The organism is Sagittula marina, from assembly GCF_014196795.1.
Classification (GTDB): Bacteria; Pseudomonadota; Alphaproteobacteria; order Rhodobacterales; family Rhodobacteraceae; genus Sagittula; species Sagittula marina.
Genome location: NZ_JACIEJ010000013.1, coordinates 1 through 19353 on the forward strand (window position 1 = coordinate 1; position 19353 = coordinate 19353).

The 19353-nt window shown below is 61.6% G+C and carries 16 protein-coding genes and 3 pseudogenes; 6 read left to right on the top strand and 13 right to left on the bottom strand.

The features are described from left to right. From GGQ68_RS20025 to GGQ68_RS20055, 7 genes and pseudogenes are all read right to left on the bottom strand, one after another. Positions 1-357: pseudogene (locus GGQ68_RS20025) on the bottom strand (DUF2493 domain-containing protein); the annotation flags it as partial. A 723-nt stretch (positions 358-1080) separates the two neighbouring features. After that, the gene (locus GGQ68_RS20030) at positions 1081-1410 is read right to left on the bottom strand and encodes a carboxymuconolactone decarboxylase family protein (RefSeq protein WP_183969173.1); all 330 of its coding nucleotides are present in this window, start codon (positions 1408-1410) and stop codon (positions 1081-1083) included. Continuing rightward, positions 1410-1847: a pseudoazurin gene (locus GGQ68_RS20035; protein WP_183969175.1), complete on the bottom strand. Its 438-nt coding sequence runs from the start codon at positions 1845-1847 to the stop codon at positions 1410-1412. The genes GGQ68_RS20030 and GGQ68_RS20035 overlap by 1 nt, the downstream gene beginning before the upstream one ends. A 28-nt stretch (positions 1848-1875) precedes the next feature. Then, the gene (gene moaA, locus GGQ68_RS20040; protein ID WP_183969177.1) at positions 1876-2883 is read right to left on the bottom strand and encodes a GTP 3',8-cyclase MoaA; all 1008 of its coding nucleotides are present in this window, start codon (positions 2881-2883) and stop codon (positions 1876-1878) included. After that, the gene (locus GGQ68_RS20045; RefSeq protein WP_183969179.1) at positions 2873-3403 is read right to left on the bottom strand and encodes a DUF2478 domain-containing protein; all 531 of its coding nucleotides are present in this window, start codon (positions 3401-3403) and stop codon (positions 2873-2875) included. Before GGQ68_RS20045 ends, moaA begins: the two co-directional genes overlap by 11 nt. Continuing rightward, positions 3400-4671 (bottom strand): molybdopterin molybdotransferase MoeA, encoded by a 1272-nt coding sequence (locus GGQ68_RS20050; RefSeq protein WP_183969181.1) that lies wholly within the window; start codon positions 4669-4671, stop codon positions 3400-3402. The genes GGQ68_RS20045 and GGQ68_RS20050 overlap by 4 nt, the downstream gene beginning before the upstream one ends. Before the next feature lie 92 nt (positions 4672-4763). Then, entirely contained in the window at positions 4764-7439 is a 2676-nt protein-coding gene (locus tag GGQ68_RS20055; protein WP_183969183.1) for a molybdopterin-dependent oxidoreductase, read from the bottom strand. A gap of 36 nt (positions 7440-7475) precedes the next feature. Here GGQ68_RS20055 and GGQ68_RS20060 point away from each other — a divergent pair, with 36 nt between their 5' ends. Further along, on the top strand, positions 7476-8258 hold the full coding sequence (locus GGQ68_RS20060; RefSeq protein WP_246429468.1) for a response regulator: 783 nt from the start codon (positions 7476-7478) through the stop codon (positions 8256-8258). On the opposite strand, the gene GGQ68_RS20065 is transcribed toward GGQ68_RS20060, so the two are convergent. Beyond that, complete coding sequence (locus GGQ68_RS20065; RefSeq protein WP_246429469.1) at positions 8228-10990, bottom strand: ATP-binding protein; 2763 nt, start codon at positions 10988-10990, stop codon at positions 8228-8230. The two genes, GGQ68_RS20060 and GGQ68_RS20065, sit on opposite strands and share 31 nt — an antisense overlap. Between GGQ68_RS20065 and torT the strand changes: the two genes are divergently transcribed. Beyond that, on the top strand, positions 10962-12011 hold the full coding sequence (gene torT / locus GGQ68_RS20070; RefSeq protein ID WP_246429470.1) for a TMAO reductase system periplasmic protein TorT: 1050 nt from the start codon (positions 10962-10964) through the stop codon (positions 12009-12011). The two genes, GGQ68_RS20065 and torT, sit on opposite strands and share 29 nt — an antisense overlap. A gap of 162 nt (positions 12012-12173) precedes the next feature. Here torT and GGQ68_RS20075 read toward each other — a convergent pair whose 3' ends face one another. Further along, positions 12174-12521 carry a Rossmann-fold NAD(P)-binding domain-containing protein gene (locus GGQ68_RS20075; protein ID WP_183969189.1) on the bottom strand — a complete coding sequence of 116 codons (348 nt, stop codon included), beginning with the start codon at positions 12519-12521 and terminating at the stop codon, positions 12174-12176. A 62-nt stretch (positions 12522-12583) separates the two neighbouring features. Between GGQ68_RS20075 and GGQ68_RS24925 the strand changes: the two genes are divergently transcribed. The 4 genes and pseudogenes from GGQ68_RS24925 to GGQ68_RS20095 all read left to right on the top strand — a co-directional run bounded on the left by GGQ68_RS24925 (position 12584) and on the right by GGQ68_RS20095 (position 16460). Then, positions 12584-13549: a DMT family transporter gene (locus tag GGQ68_RS24925; protein ID WP_425502992.1), complete on the top strand. Its 966-nt coding sequence runs from the start codon at positions 12584-12586 to the stop codon at positions 13547-13549. Positions 13550-13996: 447 nt separating this feature from the next. Beyond that, positions 13997-14386 (top strand): hydroxyisourate hydrolase, encoded by a 390-nt coding sequence (gene uraH / locus GGQ68_RS20085; RefSeq protein WP_183969191.1) that lies wholly within the window; start codon positions 13997-13999, stop codon positions 14384-14386. Between the two features lie 186 nt (positions 14387-14572). Continuing rightward, positions 14573-14998, top strand: coding sequence for a GlcG/HbpS family heme-binding protein (locus tag GGQ68_RS20090; protein WP_221235655.1), 426 nt, complete (start codon positions 14573-14575; stop codon positions 14996-14998). A 530-nt stretch (positions 14999-15528) separates the two neighbouring features. Next, positions 15529-16460, top strand: a pseudogene (locus tag GGQ68_RS20095) (IS5 family transposase). A 238-nt stretch (positions 16461-16698) separates the two neighbouring features. Here GGQ68_RS20095 and GGQ68_RS20100 read toward each other — a convergent pair. The 4 genes and pseudogenes from GGQ68_RS20100 to GGQ68_RS20115 all read right to left on the bottom strand — a co-directional run bounded on the left by GGQ68_RS20100 (position 16699) and on the right by GGQ68_RS20115 (position 19277). Then, positions 16699-17280 carry a rhomboid family intramembrane serine protease gene (locus GGQ68_RS20100; RefSeq protein ID WP_183969319.1) on the bottom strand — a complete coding sequence of 194 codons (582 nt, stop codon included), beginning with the start codon at positions 17278-17280 and terminating at the stop codon, positions 16699-16701. 148 nt (positions 17281-17428) lie between these two features. After that, positions 17429-17836 carry a hypothetical protein gene (locus GGQ68_RS20105; protein WP_114284493.1) on the bottom strand — a complete coding sequence of 136 codons (408 nt, stop codon included), beginning with the start codon at positions 17834-17836 and terminating at the stop codon, positions 17429-17431. 284 nt (positions 17837-18120) lie between these two features. Then, entirely contained in the window at positions 18121-18849 is a 729-nt protein-coding gene (locus GGQ68_RS20110; RefSeq protein WP_183969196.1) for a DUF736 family protein, read from the bottom strand. A gap of 124 nt (positions 18850-18973) precedes the next feature. Continuing rightward, positions 18974-19277, bottom strand: a pseudogene (locus tag GGQ68_RS20115) (hypothetical protein). Between the last annotated feature and the right edge of the window lie 76 nt (positions 19278-19353).

Below are 19353 nucleotides of genomic sequence, written 5' to 3' on the forward strand. Positions count from 1 at the left end.
AGCGCTGACAATCTCGCGCAGCTGCACAAAGCGCGCCTGCGCCTCGTCGAGCGCGGTCTCGGCGATCTCCGATCCGTCGTGGGATTTTGCCAGCGCGCCGATCTTGTCGGCGGTGCGGTCAACCTCCTTGCCAAGCGCCACCTTGCGGCGCTGCAGGATCGTCGCGAGCCCATGGGCCAGCGGTTCGATTTCGGCTTCAAGCCCGGTCCCGCGCAGCTGCCCGAGCAATGACTCGAAGCTTTCGCGGATGATGTGGTCGCTCAGGACGTGATCTTCCGGGATCGGCAGCTGCGCGTCCTTCTCGGTCAGTCCGAAAAGCTCGATGGTCTCGTAGGTGTTTGCGGTGTCGTAAGCCATGTCTGGTCTCCAGTGTTCGGTTGCAAGGCCACCACGTGAGTGTGGGGGCATGGCCGAATGCCTGGTTTCCGAATCTGCCCGGGTCAGGGACGGCGCAGCCGCCGGCTTGCCGGGCGCAAAAGTTTTCCGCGTGCAGCAACTGACACATGCGCGCCCTCACGCACGGGACCGCCCCAAGCCACAGGCCCCGTCCTCGCCGAAAAGTTTTGCGATCCTTGACGCGGGCTGATTTGGGGGCCATCCGGAGGATATGCTTCCACGCTCATGTGTGTGTGTTTTGACGGTAGGTTTGCCCGACACGAGCAGGCAAACGGCCCGACCGGACGCGGGAGACGGATGCAGCGGCGGGATCGTTTTGCCCCGCAAAACAGACCAGAGCGCAATCCGGCGGAGCGGCCAGGGAGAGACGTGCTCGCGAGGCGGGCAAACCGGGACGCCAAGCGCAACGCCGCGGTGAGGCCGCATGGCCGAATGCGCGACGGACCGAAGGGCCGTTCTCCCCTGCAACAGAGCCGATGGAGGCCAACCGACTCGAGTGATACTCGGGCGATAGCTTGAGTAGGGTAGATATCCGGAAGCGATATTCTAATCGCTTCCGGATGTTGTGTTTCGAGATCATGGGATAGCTCATATCCTTTTCTGACAAGAGTAGAAAAGGATACGTCGCCGTTACGCAGATGTTGAGATTCAGTGAACGCTAACACGATCTGCGGACACCGATTTTTACTTCTCCTCCGTCACATCAGAGATCCAAGTCCCTGCCGCAACGGCGCGCGGAAGGCCGAGCGGGCCAATTGCCAGCAACGCGACCTGATGCAGGTCGACGGCGGCGATGCCTTCCGACAGTCCTCTGCGGCTATGAGAATGCACCGCCCCTTCGGAGGACGCGCCGATGGCAAGGGCCAGCTTGACCAGTCGGCGCTCGCGGGCAGTCAGGCCGCCCGCGTCTGCAGTGGCCTCGCCGAGGGCGGCATAGGCCTCCCAGATCGCGGGATGCTTCTGCGCCAGATCACCGGCCGCGCCGGGAAGCTCTTTGTTGTTCCCGCCGGCCATCAGCTTGCCGCGCCTTCGGCCAGAATTTCCTCAAAGGCTTCTTTTGCTTTCCTTGGCATTTTCGCATCGAGGAAGTCCTCGGGCGCTTCTGCCCCGCCGACCCGGATGACCATGACCATGCCCATTCCCGCATGAGGCTTGCATTCGACGCCGATCATGCCTTCGGTCGTGACCTCGACCGACACTTCCTTGTTCATCTTGCCTTTGAAGCTTTCCTGCCCCTCGGGCACCATTCCCTTGATCGTCTCGGCATTGTGGCCCTTGTCGACGGGCAGAAACACGACCGTATCGCCCACCTCGGCAGACACAAAGCGCGGCTCGAAGACCATGACGCCGGCCTCGCCCTTGTTCAGCATCTTGACCTCAATCGTCTCGGCCATCGCCGACACGGGCGCCAGTGCCATCAACGCCGCGGCTGCAATCATATTCAGTTTCATCTGTATCTTCCTTTCTGAGTTGAAGAAATCATCCGCCCAAGGCGGACATGTGCCGGGGCACGGCGGTGTCCGCCATGCGCGACATATCGAACGCGTGCCGCTCGGGTTTGACCAGCAGCGCGGCGCGCAAGGCGTCCAGCGCGGCGGTGTCCGAGTGGCGCAGGGGGGCGCGCAGATCGACCGCGCTGTCATCCCCCAGACACGTGTAAAGCTGGCCGGTGCAACTGACGCGCACCCGGTTGCAAAGGGCGCAGAAGTTGCAGGACATGGGCGAGATCAGCCCGATCCGCCCGCCGGTTTCGGCAACGCGCATGTAGCGCGCGGGTCCGCCCGAGCTGCGTTGCAGGGGGCTGAGGGTCCAGCGTTCCGACAGATCGCGCTGCAGATCGCGCAGCGACAGGACGCTTTCGCCGCGGTTGAGGCCGGTCTCGCCCAGCGGCATTTCCTCGATCAGGGTCAGGTTCATGCGGCGTGCGTGGGCAAAGCGGATCAGGTCATCCACCTCGCTTTCGAAGGCGCCGCGACTTGCCACTGCGTTCAGCTTGACCTGCAGCCCTGCCTCCAATGCCGCCTCGATACCGCTCAGCACCATGCGGATGTCGCCCAGCCGCGTGACCGCGCGATACCGTGCCGGATCGAGCGTATCGAGCGAGACATTGACGCGCCGCACCCCGCACGCTGCCAGATCATAGGCATGGCGCGCCAGAAGCGTGCCATTGGTGGTCAGCGTCAATTCGTCCAACGCGCCGCTGGTCAGATGGCGTGACAGATCACGGAAGAGATCCATGATATCGCGCCGCACCAGCGGCTCGCCCCCGGTGATACGCAGCTTGCGCACGCCGTGCCGGATGAACAGCTCCGACAGACGGGCCAGTTCTTCAAGGCTGAGCACCTCGCGCCGGGGCAGGAAGCTCATCTTTTCGGCCATGCAATAGGTGCAGCGCAGATCGCAGCGGTCGGTGACCGAGAGGCGCAGATAGCTGACCGTGCGGCCAAACCCGTCGACAAGCGGCGCGGGCGCAGTATCAAGCGGCATTGCGCGCCTCCTGCGATTGCAGCGCCCAATCGATCACCGCGCGCCTCTCCATCGGCAGATCGCAGGCGGTGTCGCCGCCGAACATGCGCCAGCCTTCGGCATAGATGGGCCGCACGGCGGTCAGCACCGGCACCCCCAGCGTGATCGCGCTGGCGACCAGATCGCGGAATCCACGGCCCTCGCTTTCGCCGCGTCCGAACCGGTTGAGGATCAGCAGGTCCGCGCCCGCGCGCAACTCGTCGTCGATATAGGCGGCGCAATCGGCCAGCGCGCCGGGGTGCAAGCGGCAGCCGCGCGATCCGGCGCCGAGGGGCTGCGATATGCGGAATGTTTTGCCGGAGCCCAGCGTCGTCAGGTCCATATCCGCGCAATGACATTCGCCAGTCGCCGCCCCGCGGCTTTGCAGGGCGCCGCGAATGCGCAGGCCGGATGCGTCCAACCTTTTGGCAATCTCTGACAAGAAAGCGTCGATATCGCCCGCGTCAAAGCGGATCGCGGCAAGGAGGGGATGGGAAGTCATGCGCAATCTCCGCAGGCATTGAAGGGGTGCCAATGCAGCAGATCGCCCGGTGCCAACTTGGCGCAGTCCGCCGCGACAATCGCCAGGCCGTCCGCCTGTGTGAGGGGCAGCAGCGTGGCCGATACGCCTTGGCCCAGGCGACGAAGGACCGGCAGACCGCCCGCGTCATGAAAGACTAGCCGCACCGGGAATACTTCGGCCCGGCCCGGCTTGCGCTGCCAATCGAAATCGGCGCGCGCGGGCACTTCCGCAAAGCGGCGCGGCGCGGCGCCCGAGAGGCGCGCGAGTTGTGGGCCCGCAAACATATGATAGCCGACATGCACCGCCATCGGGTTGCCCGGCAGGCCGGTCACCGCCGCGCCATTCAGCATCCCGAACATGACCGGCTTGCCGGGCTTGAGCGCAACACGCCACGCCTCGATCCGGCCCCCGGCGGCGCAGAGCGCGGCGCGAACGTGATCCTTGCCGCCCATGGACACGGCGCCCGTGGTCAGGATCAGATCATAAGCATTGCCCAATGCGCCAAAGGCCGCCTCGGTCGCGGTGGCGTCATCGGGCAGGATGCCCAGATCATGCACCTCGGCGCCATCTTGCGCGAGCAGGGCGCAAAGCATCGGGCGATTGGCATCGTTGATCTGGCCCGGTGCGCAAGAGCCATCCGAGACCTCGTCCCCGGTCGAGAAAACGGCGACCCGCGGTCGGCGCGTGACGGTGACCTGTGTCAAACCATTGGCCGCGAGCAGGCCGATATGATGTGGTGCCACGCGCGTGCCCTCGGGGATCAGCACCTGCCCGGCGCCTTGATCGCTACCGGCGTGGCGGATATTGGCGCCCGGCGCGGGGGGCGTTTCGATATGAACCTTGTGTCCCTTGTCCACGCAGGCCTCGACCATGACAACGGCGTCCGCGCCGCGGGGCAGGGGGGCGCCGGTATAGATACGCAGCGCCGCGCCCGGCGGCAGATCGCGAGGCGCATCGCCCGCTGCAACCGTGCCAGCCACCGGCAGACAGCACCGCCCGGCCAGATCGCCAAGGCGAAGCGCAAACCCGTCCATCGCGGAGTTGTCAAAGCTGGGCATGGCGTTTGCGGCGATAATGCGCTGGGCTGTAACGCGGCCCTGCGCGGCGGCCAGACCGACCGTTTCGAATTCTGAGATTGGCCGAACCTGCTCCAGCGCTATCTGCACCGCTTCGCCGTGGCTCAGAAGGCTCTGACGCGCCGCCAGTTGATCGCAATCGCAACCGGCTCCTACGATTGATCCGTCCATGGGTATCCCCTTGGCCGGGCGAATTCGCCCGCTGAGATTTGATGATGTGCCGGGCGGCCATGATCGCCGCCCGGCAGGTGGGCACTGCGCGCTTACATCGGCGCGTCTGATGCGTTCTCCATCAGGAATTCCATGACCAGCGCCGCCTCGTTTTCGTCCAGACCGGCGCGGGGGAACATCGATGGGGTGATGCCCTTCCACTGGTTCTGGGTAAAGTGCGAGACCTCGCGTGGGCCGTGGCAGACGGTGCAACGCTCGTAGAAGATCTTCTCGCCTGGTCCGGCATCGGCCAGCAGCGACTCGGTGATGTCATAGACACGGTCCAGACCCAGCTTGTCCTCGTCGATCGCGGCCAGTTCGTAATCTTCGATGATGGGTGGCTTCTCATATGCCATGTTGGGGCCTTCGGGATCCTCGCATTTGCGCATCTCGCACAGCACGGTGTTGGCCGTGGTCGCCTGTGATAGACCCGAGGACCGCTGGGTCGAGGTCAGGAAGTTGACCAGGCCCGAGTTGCAGCGTCCCTTGCTGTCCAGTGACGGCCAGCCGCCCTCATAGACCGACACGACGCCCGGCATGATGTCATCCGACAGGATCGCACCGACGATGATGGTGCCGCGGTCGTTATAAAGCTCGACCAGATCGCCATCTTCGATGCCGCGGTCAGCCGCGTCCTGCGTGTTGATCCGTACCGGTTCGCGGCCCTGGATCTTGTAGAGATCGCGCAGCGTCTCGGACTGGTCCATCTGGCTGTGTAGGCGATACCAGGGGTGCGGGCTGACGACGTGCAGTTGCCCTTCCTTGGCATTGCCCAGATATTCGTGTTTTTCCATCCATACGGGCATGCCGGGGCAGTCGTCGATCTGAAAACCTGCGATTTCGCTACAGAACATTTCGATCTTGCCCGAGGATGTGTGCAGTGGGTTCTCGATGGGATCGGTATAGAAATCGCCGTGGCGAACCCACTTGCGCGCCTCCTCTGGCACCTCCTGGCGGGCATAGCCCTTTTCCCAGAATTCCTCGAACGGGGTGTGCTTGGCTGCGGCAGAGCGCTCATAAGCCTGCTGAATATGATCCATCAGCTCATAGCCATCGGTGAATTGGGTCCACAGGCCCATTTTGTCGGCCAGACCTTCGCAGATGTGATAATCGGACATGCTCTCGCCGACTGGCTCGATGACCTTTTTCATCGCGTAGATCTTATCGTTGGAATAGGTGCCTCCGACGCTGATGTCGTCGCGCTCCAGCGTCGAGCTGGCGGGCAGCACGATATCGGCCCAACGGGTCGCCGCGGTCCACCACACATCGACGCTGACAATGGTTTCGACCTTTTCCAAGGCGCGGATGAGGCGGTTGGTATCCTGCTGGTGCGACATGAAGTTGTTGCCGGCGTTGTAGATCATCTTCACGTCCGGGTAGGTGCCGGTCATGCCGTTATAGATGAAGTCGCCGCCGGGGTTTTCCAGCATCTCGGTGATGCGGCTGGCAGGGCAGATGCCCTTGACCCAGTTGCGCCCCTGGCTGAGGCCCGTGGGCGTGGACTTGCCCGATTGCGGCATGCCGCCCGAGCCGTAATGCCACGAGAAGCCGACGCCTTGGCCCGGCTTGCCGATATGGCCGCACAGCGCCGAGAAGTTGACGATGGCCCAATGAGTCATCTCGCCATGCTGCGCGCGCTGGAGCGACCATGCGCCGGCGATCTCGGTGCGCTTGGTAGCCATCATCTCGGCCAGCTCGCGGATCTTGTCTGCGGGGATGCCGGTGATCTTCTCGGCCCATTCGGGCGTCTTCGGCAAATCGTCGCTTTCACCGCGGACATATTTGATCCACTGGCCCGAGCCGACGGTGTATTTCTTGAGATAAATCCGATCTTCGAGACCTTGGTCCAGAACGTGATACGCCATCGCCGTAAAGAGCGCGACGTCGGTGTTCGGGATGATCTGGATCCAGTCGGCGTCCAGATACTCGTCAGACGCGGTGCGCTGCGGGTTGATCGAGATGAACTGCGTGCCGTTGTCGCGGATCTGCGCCCATGGGCCGGTCATCTGGTGGTCGGCCACGGTATATTCGATGCGGTTGTTCTTGACCGGATCGCAGCCGACCAGCACGAAAAGCTCGGTGTTGTCGCGGATGACTTCCCACGCGGTCTGCGCGGAATAGACCTCCATATCGCCGATCACGCGGGGCAGGCAGATCTGGCTGGCACCGGCGGACCAGTCGCCCTGCGTGTTGGTGCAGCCGCCGATCAGGTTCAGCAGACGGCCCTGCATCACGTTGGGGCGGAAGTTGCCCGCATTGGCCCAGCCCCCGTAAGACGAGCTGAAGATCGCCTCGTTGCCATAGGTCTCGGCGGTGTCCAGCAGCGCCTTGGCTGTCAGGCTAAAGGCGGTGTCCCAATCGACGCGGACGTATTCTTCCTTGCCGCGCAGCTCGGGCTTGATGTCGCCGCTTTCCCAGTTCTCCAGATATGACTTGCGCACCATCGGATAGTTGATGCGGCTCTTGTCATAGGTGCGGTCCGTGACGCCGTACATCAGCATCTCGGTCGGCTTGGCGTCGAGTTGCGGGATGGCGTTGATGTTGACCAACTTACCGTCCTTTACCACTGCCTCGAAAGGGCCGAAATGGCTGGCATGGAACACGCGGCCCTCGGAGAATGAATTGGGGTCAAGCGCAGCCATCGCGGTGCTGCCCATCAGGTTGGCGGCGCCGAATGTCGCGGCACCGCCTTGCAGAAACGCGCGGCGGGTGGGTCTTTGAAAGGTCATGTCGGCCTCCGGTTAAAAGGAACTTGGCCCTTTTCTATGGAATACCGCGCCGTGCTGGTTGATCTGGAACAACTGCGCTTGTTCGAAGATGTAACCGGATGTAACAATCTGCGGATGAGCCAGCATATCATCATTGTCGAGGACGATCGCACCAGCCGGATGCGGCTGGCGGCTTATCTGCGCAGTCTCGGGTATCGTGTCAGCGAGGCAGAAGACGCCGATCAGATGCAGGCCACCATCGACTTTGATCCAGCGGAGTTGTTGCTGGTGGACATCAATCTGGATGGCAAGGACGGTCTTACCATCACGCGCGAGCAGCGCCAGATCTCGCGGGTAGGGATCATCCTGTTGACTGCGCGGGACGATCAGGTGGACCGCATCGTCGGGCTGGAGATGGGCGCGGATGACTACATCACCAAGCCTTTCGACAAACGCGAACTTGCTGTCCGGGTTAAGAATCTGTTGGCGCGCATTGCCCATATTGGGCAGGCGCCGCAAGGCGCCGCTCCGGTCGAGACCTTCGGACCGTGGCGGTTTGACCGTATCCGGCGGCGCATCGTGTCTGCCGCCCGGACCGAGCAGCTGAGCAAGCAGGAATTCGACGTCATGGCGGCACTGGCCGAGCATCCCGGCCAGACGCTGAGCCGGGCGCGCCTGTCGGAGATGATGGGGCGCGGCGCGATGCGGTCCAATGACAGGATGATCGATGTGGTCGTCGGGCGCCTGCGCAAGAAGGTGGAGCGCGATCCGTCAAACCCCGAATGGATCCTGACCGAACACGGGCAGGGCTACCGTTTCGTGGATCCCTCGTCGATCTGAAGTCCTGCCGTTTTTGCGGCGGCTTTCAGCGTCTTGGCCGCGTCCTCGGCTGCCTTGAGCGCGCGCGCGAGTGACGGATCGCCCCCGTTCTCTGCAGATGCCTCGACCTCTGCCAGCGCACCCGCCAGCGCGTCCAGCCTGAAATTCGACGCCGCGCCCCGTATCCTGTGCGCAGCTTTGCGCCGCGCGTCCCCGGATGCGGATCGCAGCGTGTCCAACTCATCCTGAAGGCTGTCCAGAAAGTCGCGCACGATCAGCGCCGTCGTCTCCGCGCCAAGATCGGCGATGTCGCCGCGCAGGCTGTCCAAAACCCCTTCCGCGCCCTGCGGCACCTCAGCCGGAGCGCAAAGGGCAAGTAGTTCGGCCAGCGCCCGAGGGGAAATCGGCTTGGTCAAAATGCGCGCCACGTTCAACGCGGCGCGATTTTCATCGTTGTCCTCGATCAGATGCGCGGTCAGAGCGACGCGTAAAGGCGCCTCCGTGCGACGTTTGATACGCGCGGCCACCTCCTTGCCGCTGATATCCGGCAGGTCAAGATCGATCAGGATCAGATCGAAACGGGTTTCCTCCTCTGCGGCCAGACCCGCAGCACCGTTGGCGGCCTCGCTGACATCGCAGCCCATGCGCTCCAGATACCCACGTGCGACCATGCGATTGACCTTGTGATCGTCGATGACGAGCACAGCGCAGCCAGCCTCGACCTTTTGCCAGTTTGACGCGTCCTCGGGGATCAGATCCGCGTCGCCGATCGTCAGGGGGACGGTCAGCGTAAAGCGGCTTCCTACGTCCTTCTCGCTTTCGACGCTGAGCGCGCCGCCCAGGGCCGCCGTCAAGCTGCGCGAGATCGCAAGTCCGAGGCCCAGACCTTCTACCCCGTCGCGTCTGGCTTGGTCGGTTCTGCTATATTCATCGAATGCGGTTGCCATGGCCTCGCTGGACATGCCCGCGCCGGTATCGGCCACGGTCATGCTGAGGACAGGCTGGCCGGTTTCGGGCGAAATCGCATGATCGACCAGCAGTGTGACCGAGCCGCGCTCGGTATATTTGACCGCATTGGACAGCAGGTTGATCATCACCTGACGGATCTTGGTGATATCGCCGAACAGGACGGGTGGCGCCGGTTCCGACAGATCAATGACGGCCTCCAATTGCTTTGAGGCCGCCAGCGATTGCAGATGATGCCCCAGCTGCCCGACAAAGTCGCGCAGCAGGAAATGCACGGGCGTGAGGCGGTCGGCGCGGCCTTGAGTGTCGGAATAGCTCAGGACGTCATTGGTCAATTCCAAGAGCTCGCATGCCGAGCGATGCGCCGTTCTTACCCTGCCTCGCGCGTCGGGGTCTTCGGTCTCATCCTCGAGCAAACCGAGCATGCCGATTATTCCGTTGAGCGGCGTGCGTATCTCATGGCTCATGCGCGCGAGAAATTCGGTCTTGCTGCGATCTGCAGCCTCGGCTTCGGCGCGGGCGACATTCGACAGCTTCATTTCGGTCACGACATCGCCGGTCCGCGCGATGACCGCTTCCTCCAGGTGCGATCGAAGGCGTGCGGCCTCATGTGCGCGGCGGCGCAGAATGTTCAGGGCCTTTTCCATGCGCCCGATTTCGTCCTGCCCGCTGATAGGCATCGGATCGCCGTATTCGCCGCCTGCCACAGCAACGATGCGGCCAGACACATTCGCAAGGCGAGTGACCAGCTGCCTGCGCGCATAAAGCCAGAGGACAAATGCGGCGATTGTCGCCGCGACAACCACCGCCAAAAGCGCGAGGGCAAGCGTGCGCGCGCGGGCCTGGGCCGCCGCAATACCTGCCAATCCTTGTGCCTGTACGTTTTCGCGTGCGATGCGGGCCCGGTCCGACATCTGGCTGATTGCCTGGCCCAAGCGCCCGCTGTCGGAGGCAATGACAGATTGCAAGGCGGTGCGCCTGGTCTGCTGGTCGATGATCCCGCCGGGGGCCAGTGCCCGTCGATAGTCTTGCAGCAGCGCGATTGCGTCCACTTGCGCGGAAGACGAGGGTAGGAACCTTGCGCGCCGCTCTGCCTGGTCAAGCAGGCTGGATATCTCTGCGCCTATGGCGGCCAAAGCCTCTGGCGCGGTAAGCTCCTTGACCTGCTGGAGTTGCAGGCGCGCGGCGTCCACGGTCCGCGCCATTTCCGTCACGCGCTCAAACGCAAAGAACGCATCATCAGCAAGGGTGTCGAGTGCTTTCCGCGGATCATCTGCGCCCCCGTCATAGAGCCCGGCAATCCCGGCCGTTATTCTAAGCCGGGCAAGATCCTTTTGAGCCTCAATCAAGGCGTTGATCGCTGCACCTTGGCTCGCCAGCCTTTTGGCAGATGCCTGAACGCGGGCGGTCAATTGCAACCTCTCCAGACCACTGCGCCTCATTCTGTCGACGAGATCATTCGCCCGCATCCCCGCGCGCTCTCCCGCGCCCTGCGAGGTCATCCTTTCGAGTTTCAGCACGCCGGTGCCTATACGGTCGACTGCCTCTTCCAGCGCGGCAGCGATCCGGTCAAGATCTTCTGGCGTGTCTGGCCGCTCGAACGCTGCGACCAGATTGCCGACACCTTCGGCAGCAGAGCCCACGCGGCTGGCCAGCTCCATCGCCGGGAGGTTGGTATTGATCAGGTCTGTCTGGCTTTGCGCCAGATAGCGGTTGACGGCTATCGCAACGACACCCACCATGACCGCGAGCGCTGCCATGGCCGACAGAATCTGGATCAAACGCATGTCAAATCTGGTCTGGCGCATCGCCCGACTTTACGGGTGTGTCGGGACAGGCACAATCGCAACGCTTTGCCTTGGTGCGTGCCTTTCTTTGGTTCTTACGCTGGCGCCGATACCTCTGCTTGCGGGGCCGTCGCGCCTGATCTGTGTTCTCGTACCTCACTTCAAAGATGAGTACTGGCTGAGCGTCGCATATGGTCTCGAACAGGAGGCGGCACGGCAAAACGCGGATTTGCTGATGTATGAGGCCGGCGGATACGGCGCGAAAGCGCGGCAGATCGAGCAGCTGGCCGCCTGTGCTGATCGCGGCGTGGATGCGATCCTGATCGGGGCGGTCACGCAAGACGATCCGGCGCTACGGGATGCTATCGCGGCCAGCGCACATGACGTGCCGATCTTCGGGCTGGTGAACGATGTTGAAAGTGATGCGCTGCAGGACCGTATCGGTGTCGACTGGCATGACATGGGACTTATAATCGGGCGTCACTTAGCCACGCTGCATCCCGAAGGCTCAGAAAAGCAATCGGCGCTTTTGGTCTCCGGTCCACCTCGCTCTGGATGGCCGGCTCTCTTGGAGGCGGGGTTGCGCGACGGGTTGGCCACGAGTGCCGTCACGATCATTGACGGATTTGGCGCGGATACAGGATTGCGCCAGCAACTCTCGATCGTAGAAACCGCGCTTATGCTACATCCCGATGCCGACTACCTGATTGGCAGCGCGCCCGCCATCGAAGCTGCTATGGGACTACGCGCCCGGCCCGGCGATCGCACGTCACCGACGCTCATATCAACATACATCAGCCACACGGTTCTCCGCGGTTTGAAAAATGGCGCCGTCATGGCGGCCTCCTTTGACGATCCGGCGTTGCAGGGAGAGTTGGCAATCCGGCGCATCGTCGAGGGGGCGGAGGCAAACCCTGGCCCTGGCCCCCTCGGACCTCAGGTGGTCCTGTTGTCCCGGAGCCCGCAGGATTTTACGCAAATTCGGTTGTCGCCTGCTGATTACTTTCCCGACATTCAGTAGCCATCGATCCTCCATGACAAAAAATAAGAGGGATCCGGCCTCTCGGAGCAGATGTCGTTAAATTGCACACACGTCATCTTGAACCAACCCTCAGAGGGGGCGGCTTCTAAGAGCCATGATTCCAGTCAAGTTCACTCAAATCCCCACAGTGCCTCTACCTCTCTAAGGTTGAGCGCTAAAAAGGATACAAGGGCCTCGAATGCCGGTGAAAATGTCTGACGGGTCGTCTTGCTTAGTCATGTTGCAGGCGCGTGCGACCACCTGTCCGCCAGCGTCCGTAATCTCGCCCGCCACCGCCTTTGCAGCATCCAGATCCAAGTCGCTGGCCATTATAGACACGCAAGCGTCGGCAAAGGTAAAAGCGATCGCGTGGCCGATGCCTGAATCAGGTGACACCGGCGAAAGAGTTTTGGCTATATAATTGACAAACAATACTGGGGCTTCTACCTCGCCCTTATGGCAAGGGGCCGCGATGGCGTCGCGGCAGTCTGCCAGTCTCAATTCATCCATCGTCCTGAACGCCCGGACTTTTGCCACGCAATTGCGTGGTCCAGAAGTATGGAGGTGTTCCAATGACCGATTTTGTTTACGTCCCGCCACGTTTTTCCCTCGCTGGGACCGCCACGCCGGCTGTGCGTGGAATGCTGTGCATGATTGCCGCGATGCTGCTGCTGCCTTTGGGCGACAGTCTGGCAAAGCTTCTAACCCGTGCCGTGCATCCGATCGAGGTCACCATGTGGCGGCTTGCTGCGCAGTCTGTATGTCTGGTCCCCGTTGCCATTGTACTGCGCCGCAGGCTGCGCGGATCCATCCTGTCACCTGTCATCATGCTGTCGGGCGCTCTGCTGGCGATATCCCTCAGCGCGCTGATTAGCGCTTTCGCGGTCATGCCTTTGGCCACTGCAATCGCCATCTTTTTTGTCGAGCCGTTGCTGCTGACGCTTCTTGCCGGCCCGCTCCTGGGCGAAGTGCCGGGACGGCGCCGTTTGATCGCCGTCGGCATCGGGCTGACCGGCGCCTTGATTGTTATCAGGCCGGGGTTTTCGACCTACGGCTGGGTCACAATCCTGCCGCTGATTTCAGCTCTGGCTTATGCGCTGAATATGATCGTGCTGCGCAAGGCCTGTGAAACACGCTCCGGGCTGACGGTTCAATGCGGGGCGGCGCTCTATGCCGGGGTGATCGTTGCGGTGGTCGCACTTGCCGCGCATCTGGTTGGGGCATTGACGTTGACCCCCGCCGCGATTCCCGCTTGGGGCTGGGGCGCAGTCCTGGGCGCGGGTGTTCTGGCAGCGGTCAGTTTTGTTCTGATCGCCCAAGCCTTTCGCATGGCCGAGGCCAGCAGTCTGGCCTCTTTCCAGTACCTCGAAATTCTGGGCGCGCTCGGCGTCGGCTATCTGCTGTTTGGTGATCTGCCCGATGCGATGACGTGGCTTGGCGTTTTGATCATCCTCGCCTCGGGGCTGTATGTGTTCCACCGCGAGGGCCACGCCGACACCGACACGCGCGCGCCCCGCCGTCGACGCACGACACGCTGACCTGCTGCTAAGAGATGGCGGATCGTCGAGGAGACCTTGGAGGACGACGCTACAATCTTGGTCGTCGGTTGCCCGAATGGTTTTGCTCATAACCTACTGTATAGTCGGCGGCGCCTGATGCTGGATAGGCGAGCCGACAGTAACATCGGTCACAAACCTATGATTTGATACCGTGAGAAGCATTTTCTTACACAGATGCTTGGGGGCGATGGCGTCGCTCTCCTTGTTCTCGTAACCATCCTGAACGCCGGGATTTGGGTTGCGCATCACGCAACTTGAGGCTTGTAGGCCGTTGATGGTTGATGGCTGGATGCTGCCGCGTCTGGCTTTGTATCATGACCGAGAAAAACAGTAGCACGGCCGCGTTGATTGGCATTGCTGCATCACGTGCGTTCGTTTTCCGCTGAGCGGTCCTACAAGCTGAATTAAGCTGAAAAGGTAAAAATCATGATCCGTACGATTTTTCTTGCTGCGCTCTCCGCCGCTGCCCTGGCGGGCGCCGCACAGGCCGAAGACATCTCGACCCATGTTCTCAATATCTCCACAGGTGAAGGAGGCGCAGGCATTCCGGTGATGCTGGAGATCGAAAAGGACGGTGAGTGGGCCGAGGTCGGCTCGGGCGTGACCGGAAACAATGGCCGCGTCGAAGGGTTCGGCGTCGAGGCCGAGGACGCCCAATACCGGCTAACGTTTGATATGACAAAGTATGACGCGAACAAGAAGGAGCCGTTCTTCCCGGAAATTACGGTCACCTTCGACGTGCAAGACGCTGAGCGCCACCATCACGTTCCGGTGCTGGTCAGTGCGTATGGCTTCTCGACCTACCTTGGAAACTGAAACGTTGTGCTTTGAAGGCCTTAAGGCCTTGACGCTCAATGATCAAGCTTCGCCCCTGGCTTTCGCAAGTGGGCGAGGCGATGTGCCACAAAGCCTATTGGAGCTTACATGCTTTCCAAGACAACCCTCGCCACTGCCGCTTTCACCCTATCCGCGACAGCAGCAACAGCACAGGAGTCGGCGTCGATGGATGCCGTGCTGACTCAAGCAAATCTATCGCCGAGCATGGCCAATGAGATAGCCACGGCTGCGATCGACGCCTGCGCCAAGATCGATCAGACCGCGGTGGTCGCTGTGGTCGACTGCGGTGGCAATTTGGTCGCGGTTCAGCGCGGTGACAATGTGGGCCCCCACAACACTGAGGCGGCCCAGCGCAAGGCGTTCACTGCCCTCTCCACCAAAACCAAATCCGGCGACCTGGCGGAGATCGCCCGTAACGATGCGTCGAGCCAAAACCTGACGACCGTCGATGACCTGCTCCTGCTGGGCGGCGGTGTCCCTGTAAGGCTGGGCGATGACGTCATCGGCGCTGTCGGTGTTGCGGGTGCAGGTGGATCCGCCAATGACGAAAGTTGCGCTGTTGAGGCGATCGAGGCCGCTTTGAACGATTAATTGCATCACTCCCGCGACCGATACGTTTTCGGTCGCGGGTAAAATACGTGCCAAGAAACCCGTCGAAAGATGGTGCAGCGTTCTCATGGTGCGGCGCAGTCGCTTAATGCAAGGACAGGTTTTGTACCAAACAGGCCAGCAAAACCCACCGTCAGAATCCAGCTCTTCGCATTTCGCCGTGTAGGATGAGTGTTCTTTGTCAGAATTAAGGCTTGAATCTATGCTCATGCTGGTGGGGCGAAGCAGCATCATACTCACGCATATTGCTTCGCCGATCAGGTGATGGCTTCCGCGCCTTTGTGATCAAAGATGTCCAAAGGCCTAGCAGCTGGGCTGCTCGAAGACTTTGCACCACGCTCCCACTGCGCAAATATGCTGGCGCTCAGGTTTCAATGTCTCCTCTTTACCGCTGACCTCGATTGAAATGGAAGCTCTCACCCAATTGATCGGCGGGTTCGGCGCCGGAAGGCTTTGTTGCACAAATCGGCTGAGGGATTCACTGTTTGAATCCAGCATGATAGCTTTCTGTCATGAGCAGTTGGTCACCTACGAAGTACAAGACCAGGAACTGGCCTTCGTACAACACGGCGCTGAAGCAGCGCGGTTCGCTATCGATCTGGTTTGATGCCGAGATGGAATGGTCTGCCCCGGCGACCGGCAGGCGCGGCCGCCAGCGCGAGTTCAGCGATGCGGCAATTCAGGTTTGTCTTACGATGAAGGTACTGTTTGGTATGCCCCTTCGGCAGACGACGGGGTTCGTCGAAAGCCTGTTGCGACTGGCAGGCCTTGACTGGAAAGTGCCGGACTTCAGCACCCTGTGTCGCCGCCAGAAGACGCTGAGCGTCGCGATCCCCTATCGCGGAGGAACGGGTCCTTTGCACCTGCTGATCGACGCGACCGGGATCAAAGCGGAAGGTGAAGGAGAGTGGAGCGCGCGCAAGCATGGCGGGAGCAAGAAACGCCTGTGGCGCAAGCTTCACCTCGGTATGGACGCGGAAACGCTGGAGATCCGCGCGGTCGGCGTCACGACAAGCAATGTCGGCGATGCACCCATGCTGCCCGACTTGCTGAAACAAATCTCACCCGACCAGGAGATCGCCACCGTCACCGCTGATGGGGCCTATGACACGCGCAGATGCCACAATGTGATTGCCGCTCGAGGTGCCGCAGCCATCATCCCGCCGCGCAAAAATGCCCAACCTTGGAAACCAACCACGGCGGGCGCTATCGCGCGAAACGAAGCTGTGAGAGCCTGCAAATATCTCGGGCGTGCTTTGTGGCGAAAGTTGACCGGCTATCACCGACGAAGCCGCGCAGAGACAAAGATGGACTGCGTCAAACTCCTTGGCCAAGGCCTCATGGCCCGAGACTTCGACCGGCAGGTTGCTGAGCTCCAAGTTCGGATCGCGGTGCTCAATCGCTACACCGCTCTTGGCTACCCGTCACTGAGCCCGTCGGATAAGTGTGTCCGGGGAAAGGGGGCGTCCGTTCACACCACGATTTGTGCAACAGAGCCGTTGTCACAACGCAAAGCTGACATCGGCACCACGTCTTTGAACGGCAACAAAGTCCGCACAGCGGACCCTGATTGTTGGAAAATGCTGCGCGACGCACGAACGACCGCTTCGGTGAAGCTGCGCCGCGGCGTGGTAAACAAGTCCCAAGGTCGGCAATGGGCCGACAACGTAGGGTGTACTGCTTCAGTCCAAATCGACACCGCCGAGGCGCGGCACATGGACATGCGTCCGGACAAGGGATGCAGCGACAGCGCCCGCGATGGCTCCGAAGAGATGCGCCTCCCACGAGACGCCGGGTTGGCCCGGAAGAACGCCCCAGAGAATGGAGCTATAAAGGACACCGACCAGTAGTGCCGCGCCCAGCGTGATCGGGGAGCGATCCACGAAGCCGCGCGCGACGAGGAAGCCAAACCAGCCGAAGACCAACCCTGACGCACCGATATGGATGGCGGAGCTTCCGAACAGCCAGACGAGTCCGCCGCCGAGGCCGATCACCACTGCGTTCACCGGCAGCAAGGCTCGCGTGGTCGTGGCAACCAGCAGCCCACCCATCACCAGGAGAGGCGGCGTATTGGCCATCAGATGCGCGAAGCTTCCGTGCATCAGCGGCATGGCGACAACGCCATCCAAACCATCGAGCTGCCTGGGGATCAGGCCGAAGGCCGGGTTCAAACCGTAGCCGGCGATCCAATTGACGACCTGAACCGCCCAGAGCAGCGCGACAAAAGCGGCAAGCGTTGCGGCGCGCCGCAAGAAAGCGCGCATGTGATCCCGTTTCATCATGTTCGCGACAGTAGACGTCCCCACAGCGCCTTCAACAGCTTTCGCGCGCTGCACAGGGTTCCCCTTCCGAGAAAGGGGGTTTGAGGCGGCCAACCTCGGTACGGCTCAAGCCAGGAGAATCGCTTCGATCTTACACAGTGTTCCCCGGTCGCAGCGGCATGATTTCACGCTCGGGGCGCTTCAGGGCTTCGGCGTATTTGCGGGCATTGTCATCGATCGTGCTGTGCCACAGCTTCGAGACAAACGCCCGAGCGTCTTGGACCGTCATATCGTTCAGCGATGAGGACAACGCCATGAAGAGCTCATCCTCGCTGATCGCGGCGGCGCTATGCATGGCGTCCGCGTAAAATGAAGGGTCGTTCAGGACCTGTTGGCTTAGCGGCATCAGCGCGAGGTTCTCTTCCGGGATCGCCATGAAGATCGTGTCCTGCAGGTCGGTCAGATACGCACGCCGCGAGGTGGACACCGACTTTCCCACCGCCTTGGCCTCCTGATATGCCTGCCTTGTCCTGTCGAGCTTCGCCCTTGCATGGGTCATGATGACTTCACGCTTTCGGGCGGGTAGCGAAAATCCAGTGCAGCGCTCGATATGAGCAAGGAGTTCTGCAACCTCTGCCTCAACATCAAAGCTCTCGAACCATGGAACCGTCCCTGATCTAGCCGCCACGCGCCCGCCCTCTATATTACGTGAATATATTATTGTATCGCATTTGCACCTGATCGCAAGCGGGTGGCGTCCTTCACGCAAACGGACATGGAAAAAGGGGAACCGTGATCCCACGGCTCCCCTTTCGGTTCAGATCGTCTCCCCCCGCGCGCCGATTAGGCGACCAAGGAGAGCCCCGCGCCTGCGTCCAGCGGCTGCTCACCGCTGTCGATGAACGGGATGATCGAGAAGGTCTGCCCGCCGCGCTGTTCTTCGTTCTGCACGGCGTTGACGCGCAGATCGCCATCGGGCGTGTTGATTAGCAACGAAAGGTAGTCATTGCCCGTGCGGCTGCTTTTGGCCATCCAGGCCGAGCCGACGCGGATCGGTGTGCCCCGGGGCGAGCTGACCTCGATGCGGTAATCGGGGTGGGTCTCCTCGGTCTTGTAGCTGTTCTCGATCAGCATGAACTCCAGATCGAACATCATGTTGGCGATGTAGCCGGTGAAGGCGTTGTCGGCGTCCATGGCGGTGAGCTCGCCCGAGATCGAGCCGGATTTCATCAGGCCGTTCGAGACCAGCGGGATGATCTCAAACGCGCCGCTTTGGGCCGCACGCGCCTCTTTCGTCTGCACCGCGTTGACCCGGAACGGGCCGAGGCCGACATCGATCTGCATCGAGATGTAGGGGTTGCCGCTGGTATTGCCGGTCTCGTTCCAGGCCGTGCCGATGCGCACCTTGCGGCCTGATTTGTTGACTGCCGTCACGTCAAAATCCGGGCTGCGTTCGGACATCTTGGCCCGCGCCTCCAACTGGACGGCGATGTCAAAGCGCGTCCCGTGGATCATGCCGGTGTACTGAGCGGCTGCGGTCTCGACATTGCGGGTGAGGGTTCCTGCGAACATAGGATGGTTCCTTTTGGATTGGCCGGTGCTTGACGTTTTTGCCAGCGCATCCGGGATTGCTTTCTCGACCCCTTGAGGGATCACAAATCAGAAAGCCTGCTTTCCTTTCAGCCCCGCCCACGGGTCAAAGCTGCTGTCCGAGTGGGAATGCTCCCCGCGCCTCCGGGTGCTACGCCCCTCCCCTGCCCGTCTGATCTTGATTGGCTGCCCGGATTTTCCGCGCAGTCCTCCGATCGCGCGATGAAGAACTCCGCCTCTTTTCCGTTCAACCGTTGCCCGCCTCGGTCGGTCAGACCGATGCAGCTACCGTTCGGCACATAGGTGATGAGGTACTGACCGAGCGGGTCCTTGTGGACAACGTAGCCGGTATTGGCCCAATGCACGGTCTGGCCGGCATCGACGGCCGCCTTGATGTCTTCGAGTGTCATGCGAACCTCCTTACGAAGAATGGTGGGGAAACGACACAAGAAGCCCGGTCGTCCAACCGGGCTTCCATGCAGCATT

Coding starts and splice junctions, on each gene's coding strand:
- GGQ68_RS20030 (WP_183969173.1), bottom strand. CDS start 1,410: ATGGCCGGCGGGAACAACAAAGAGCTTCCCGGCGCGGCCGGTGATCTG.
- GGQ68_RS20035 (WP_183969175.1), bottom strand. CDS start 1,847: ATGAAACTGAATATGATTGCAGCCGCGGCGTTGATGGCACTGGCGCCC.
- moaA (WP_183969177.1), bottom strand. CDS start 2,883: ATGCCGCTTGATACTGCGCCCGCGCCGCTTGTCGACGGGTTTGGCCGC.
- GGQ68_RS20045 (WP_183969179.1), bottom strand. CDS start 3,403: ATGACTTCCCATCCCCTCCTTGCCGCGATCCGCTTTGACGCGGGCGAT.
- GGQ68_RS20050 (WP_183969181.1), bottom strand. CDS start 4,671: ATGGACGGATCAATCGTAGGAGCCGGTTGCGATTGCGATCAACTGGCG.
- GGQ68_RS20055 (WP_183969183.1), bottom strand. CDS start 7,439: ATGACCTTTCAAAGACCCACCCGCCGCGCGTTTCTGCAAGGCGGTGCC.
- GGQ68_RS20060 (WP_246429468.1), top strand. CDS start 7,476: ATGGAATACCGCGCCGTGCTGGTTGATCTGGAACAACTGCGCTTGTTC.
- torT (WP_246429470.1), top strand. CDS start 10,962: ATGGCCGACAGAATCTGGATCAAACGCATGTCAAATCTGGTCTGGCGC.
- GGQ68_RS20065 (WP_246429469.1), bottom strand. CDS start 10,990: ATGCGTTTGATCCAGATTCTGTCGGCCATGGCAGCGCTCGCGGTCATG.
- GGQ68_RS20075 (WP_183969189.1), bottom strand. CDS start 12,521: ATGGATGAATTGAGACTGGCAGACTGCCGCGACGCCATCGCGGCCCCT.
- GGQ68_RS24925 (WP_425502992.1), top strand. CDS start 12,584: ATGACCGATTTTGTTTACGTCCCGCCACGTTTTTCCCTCGCTGGGACC.
- uraH (WP_183969191.1), top strand. CDS start 13,997: ATGATCCGTACGATTTTTCTTGCTGCGCTCTCCGCCGCTGCCCTGGCG.
- GGQ68_RS20090 (WP_221235655.1), top strand. CDS start 14,573: ATGGATGCCGTGCTGACTCAAGCAAATCTATCGCCGAGCATGGCCAAT.
- GGQ68_RS20100 (WP_183969319.1), bottom strand. CDS start 17,280: ATGCGCGCTTTCTTGCGGCGCGCCGCAACGCTTGCCGCTTTTGTCGCG.
- GGQ68_RS20105 (WP_114284493.1), bottom strand. CDS start 17,836: ATGACCCATGCAAGGGCGAAGCTCGACAGGACAAGGCAGGCATATCAG.
- GGQ68_RS20110 (WP_183969196.1), bottom strand. CDS start 18,849: ATGTTCGCAGGAACCCTCACCCGCAATGTCGAGACCGCAGCCGCTCAG.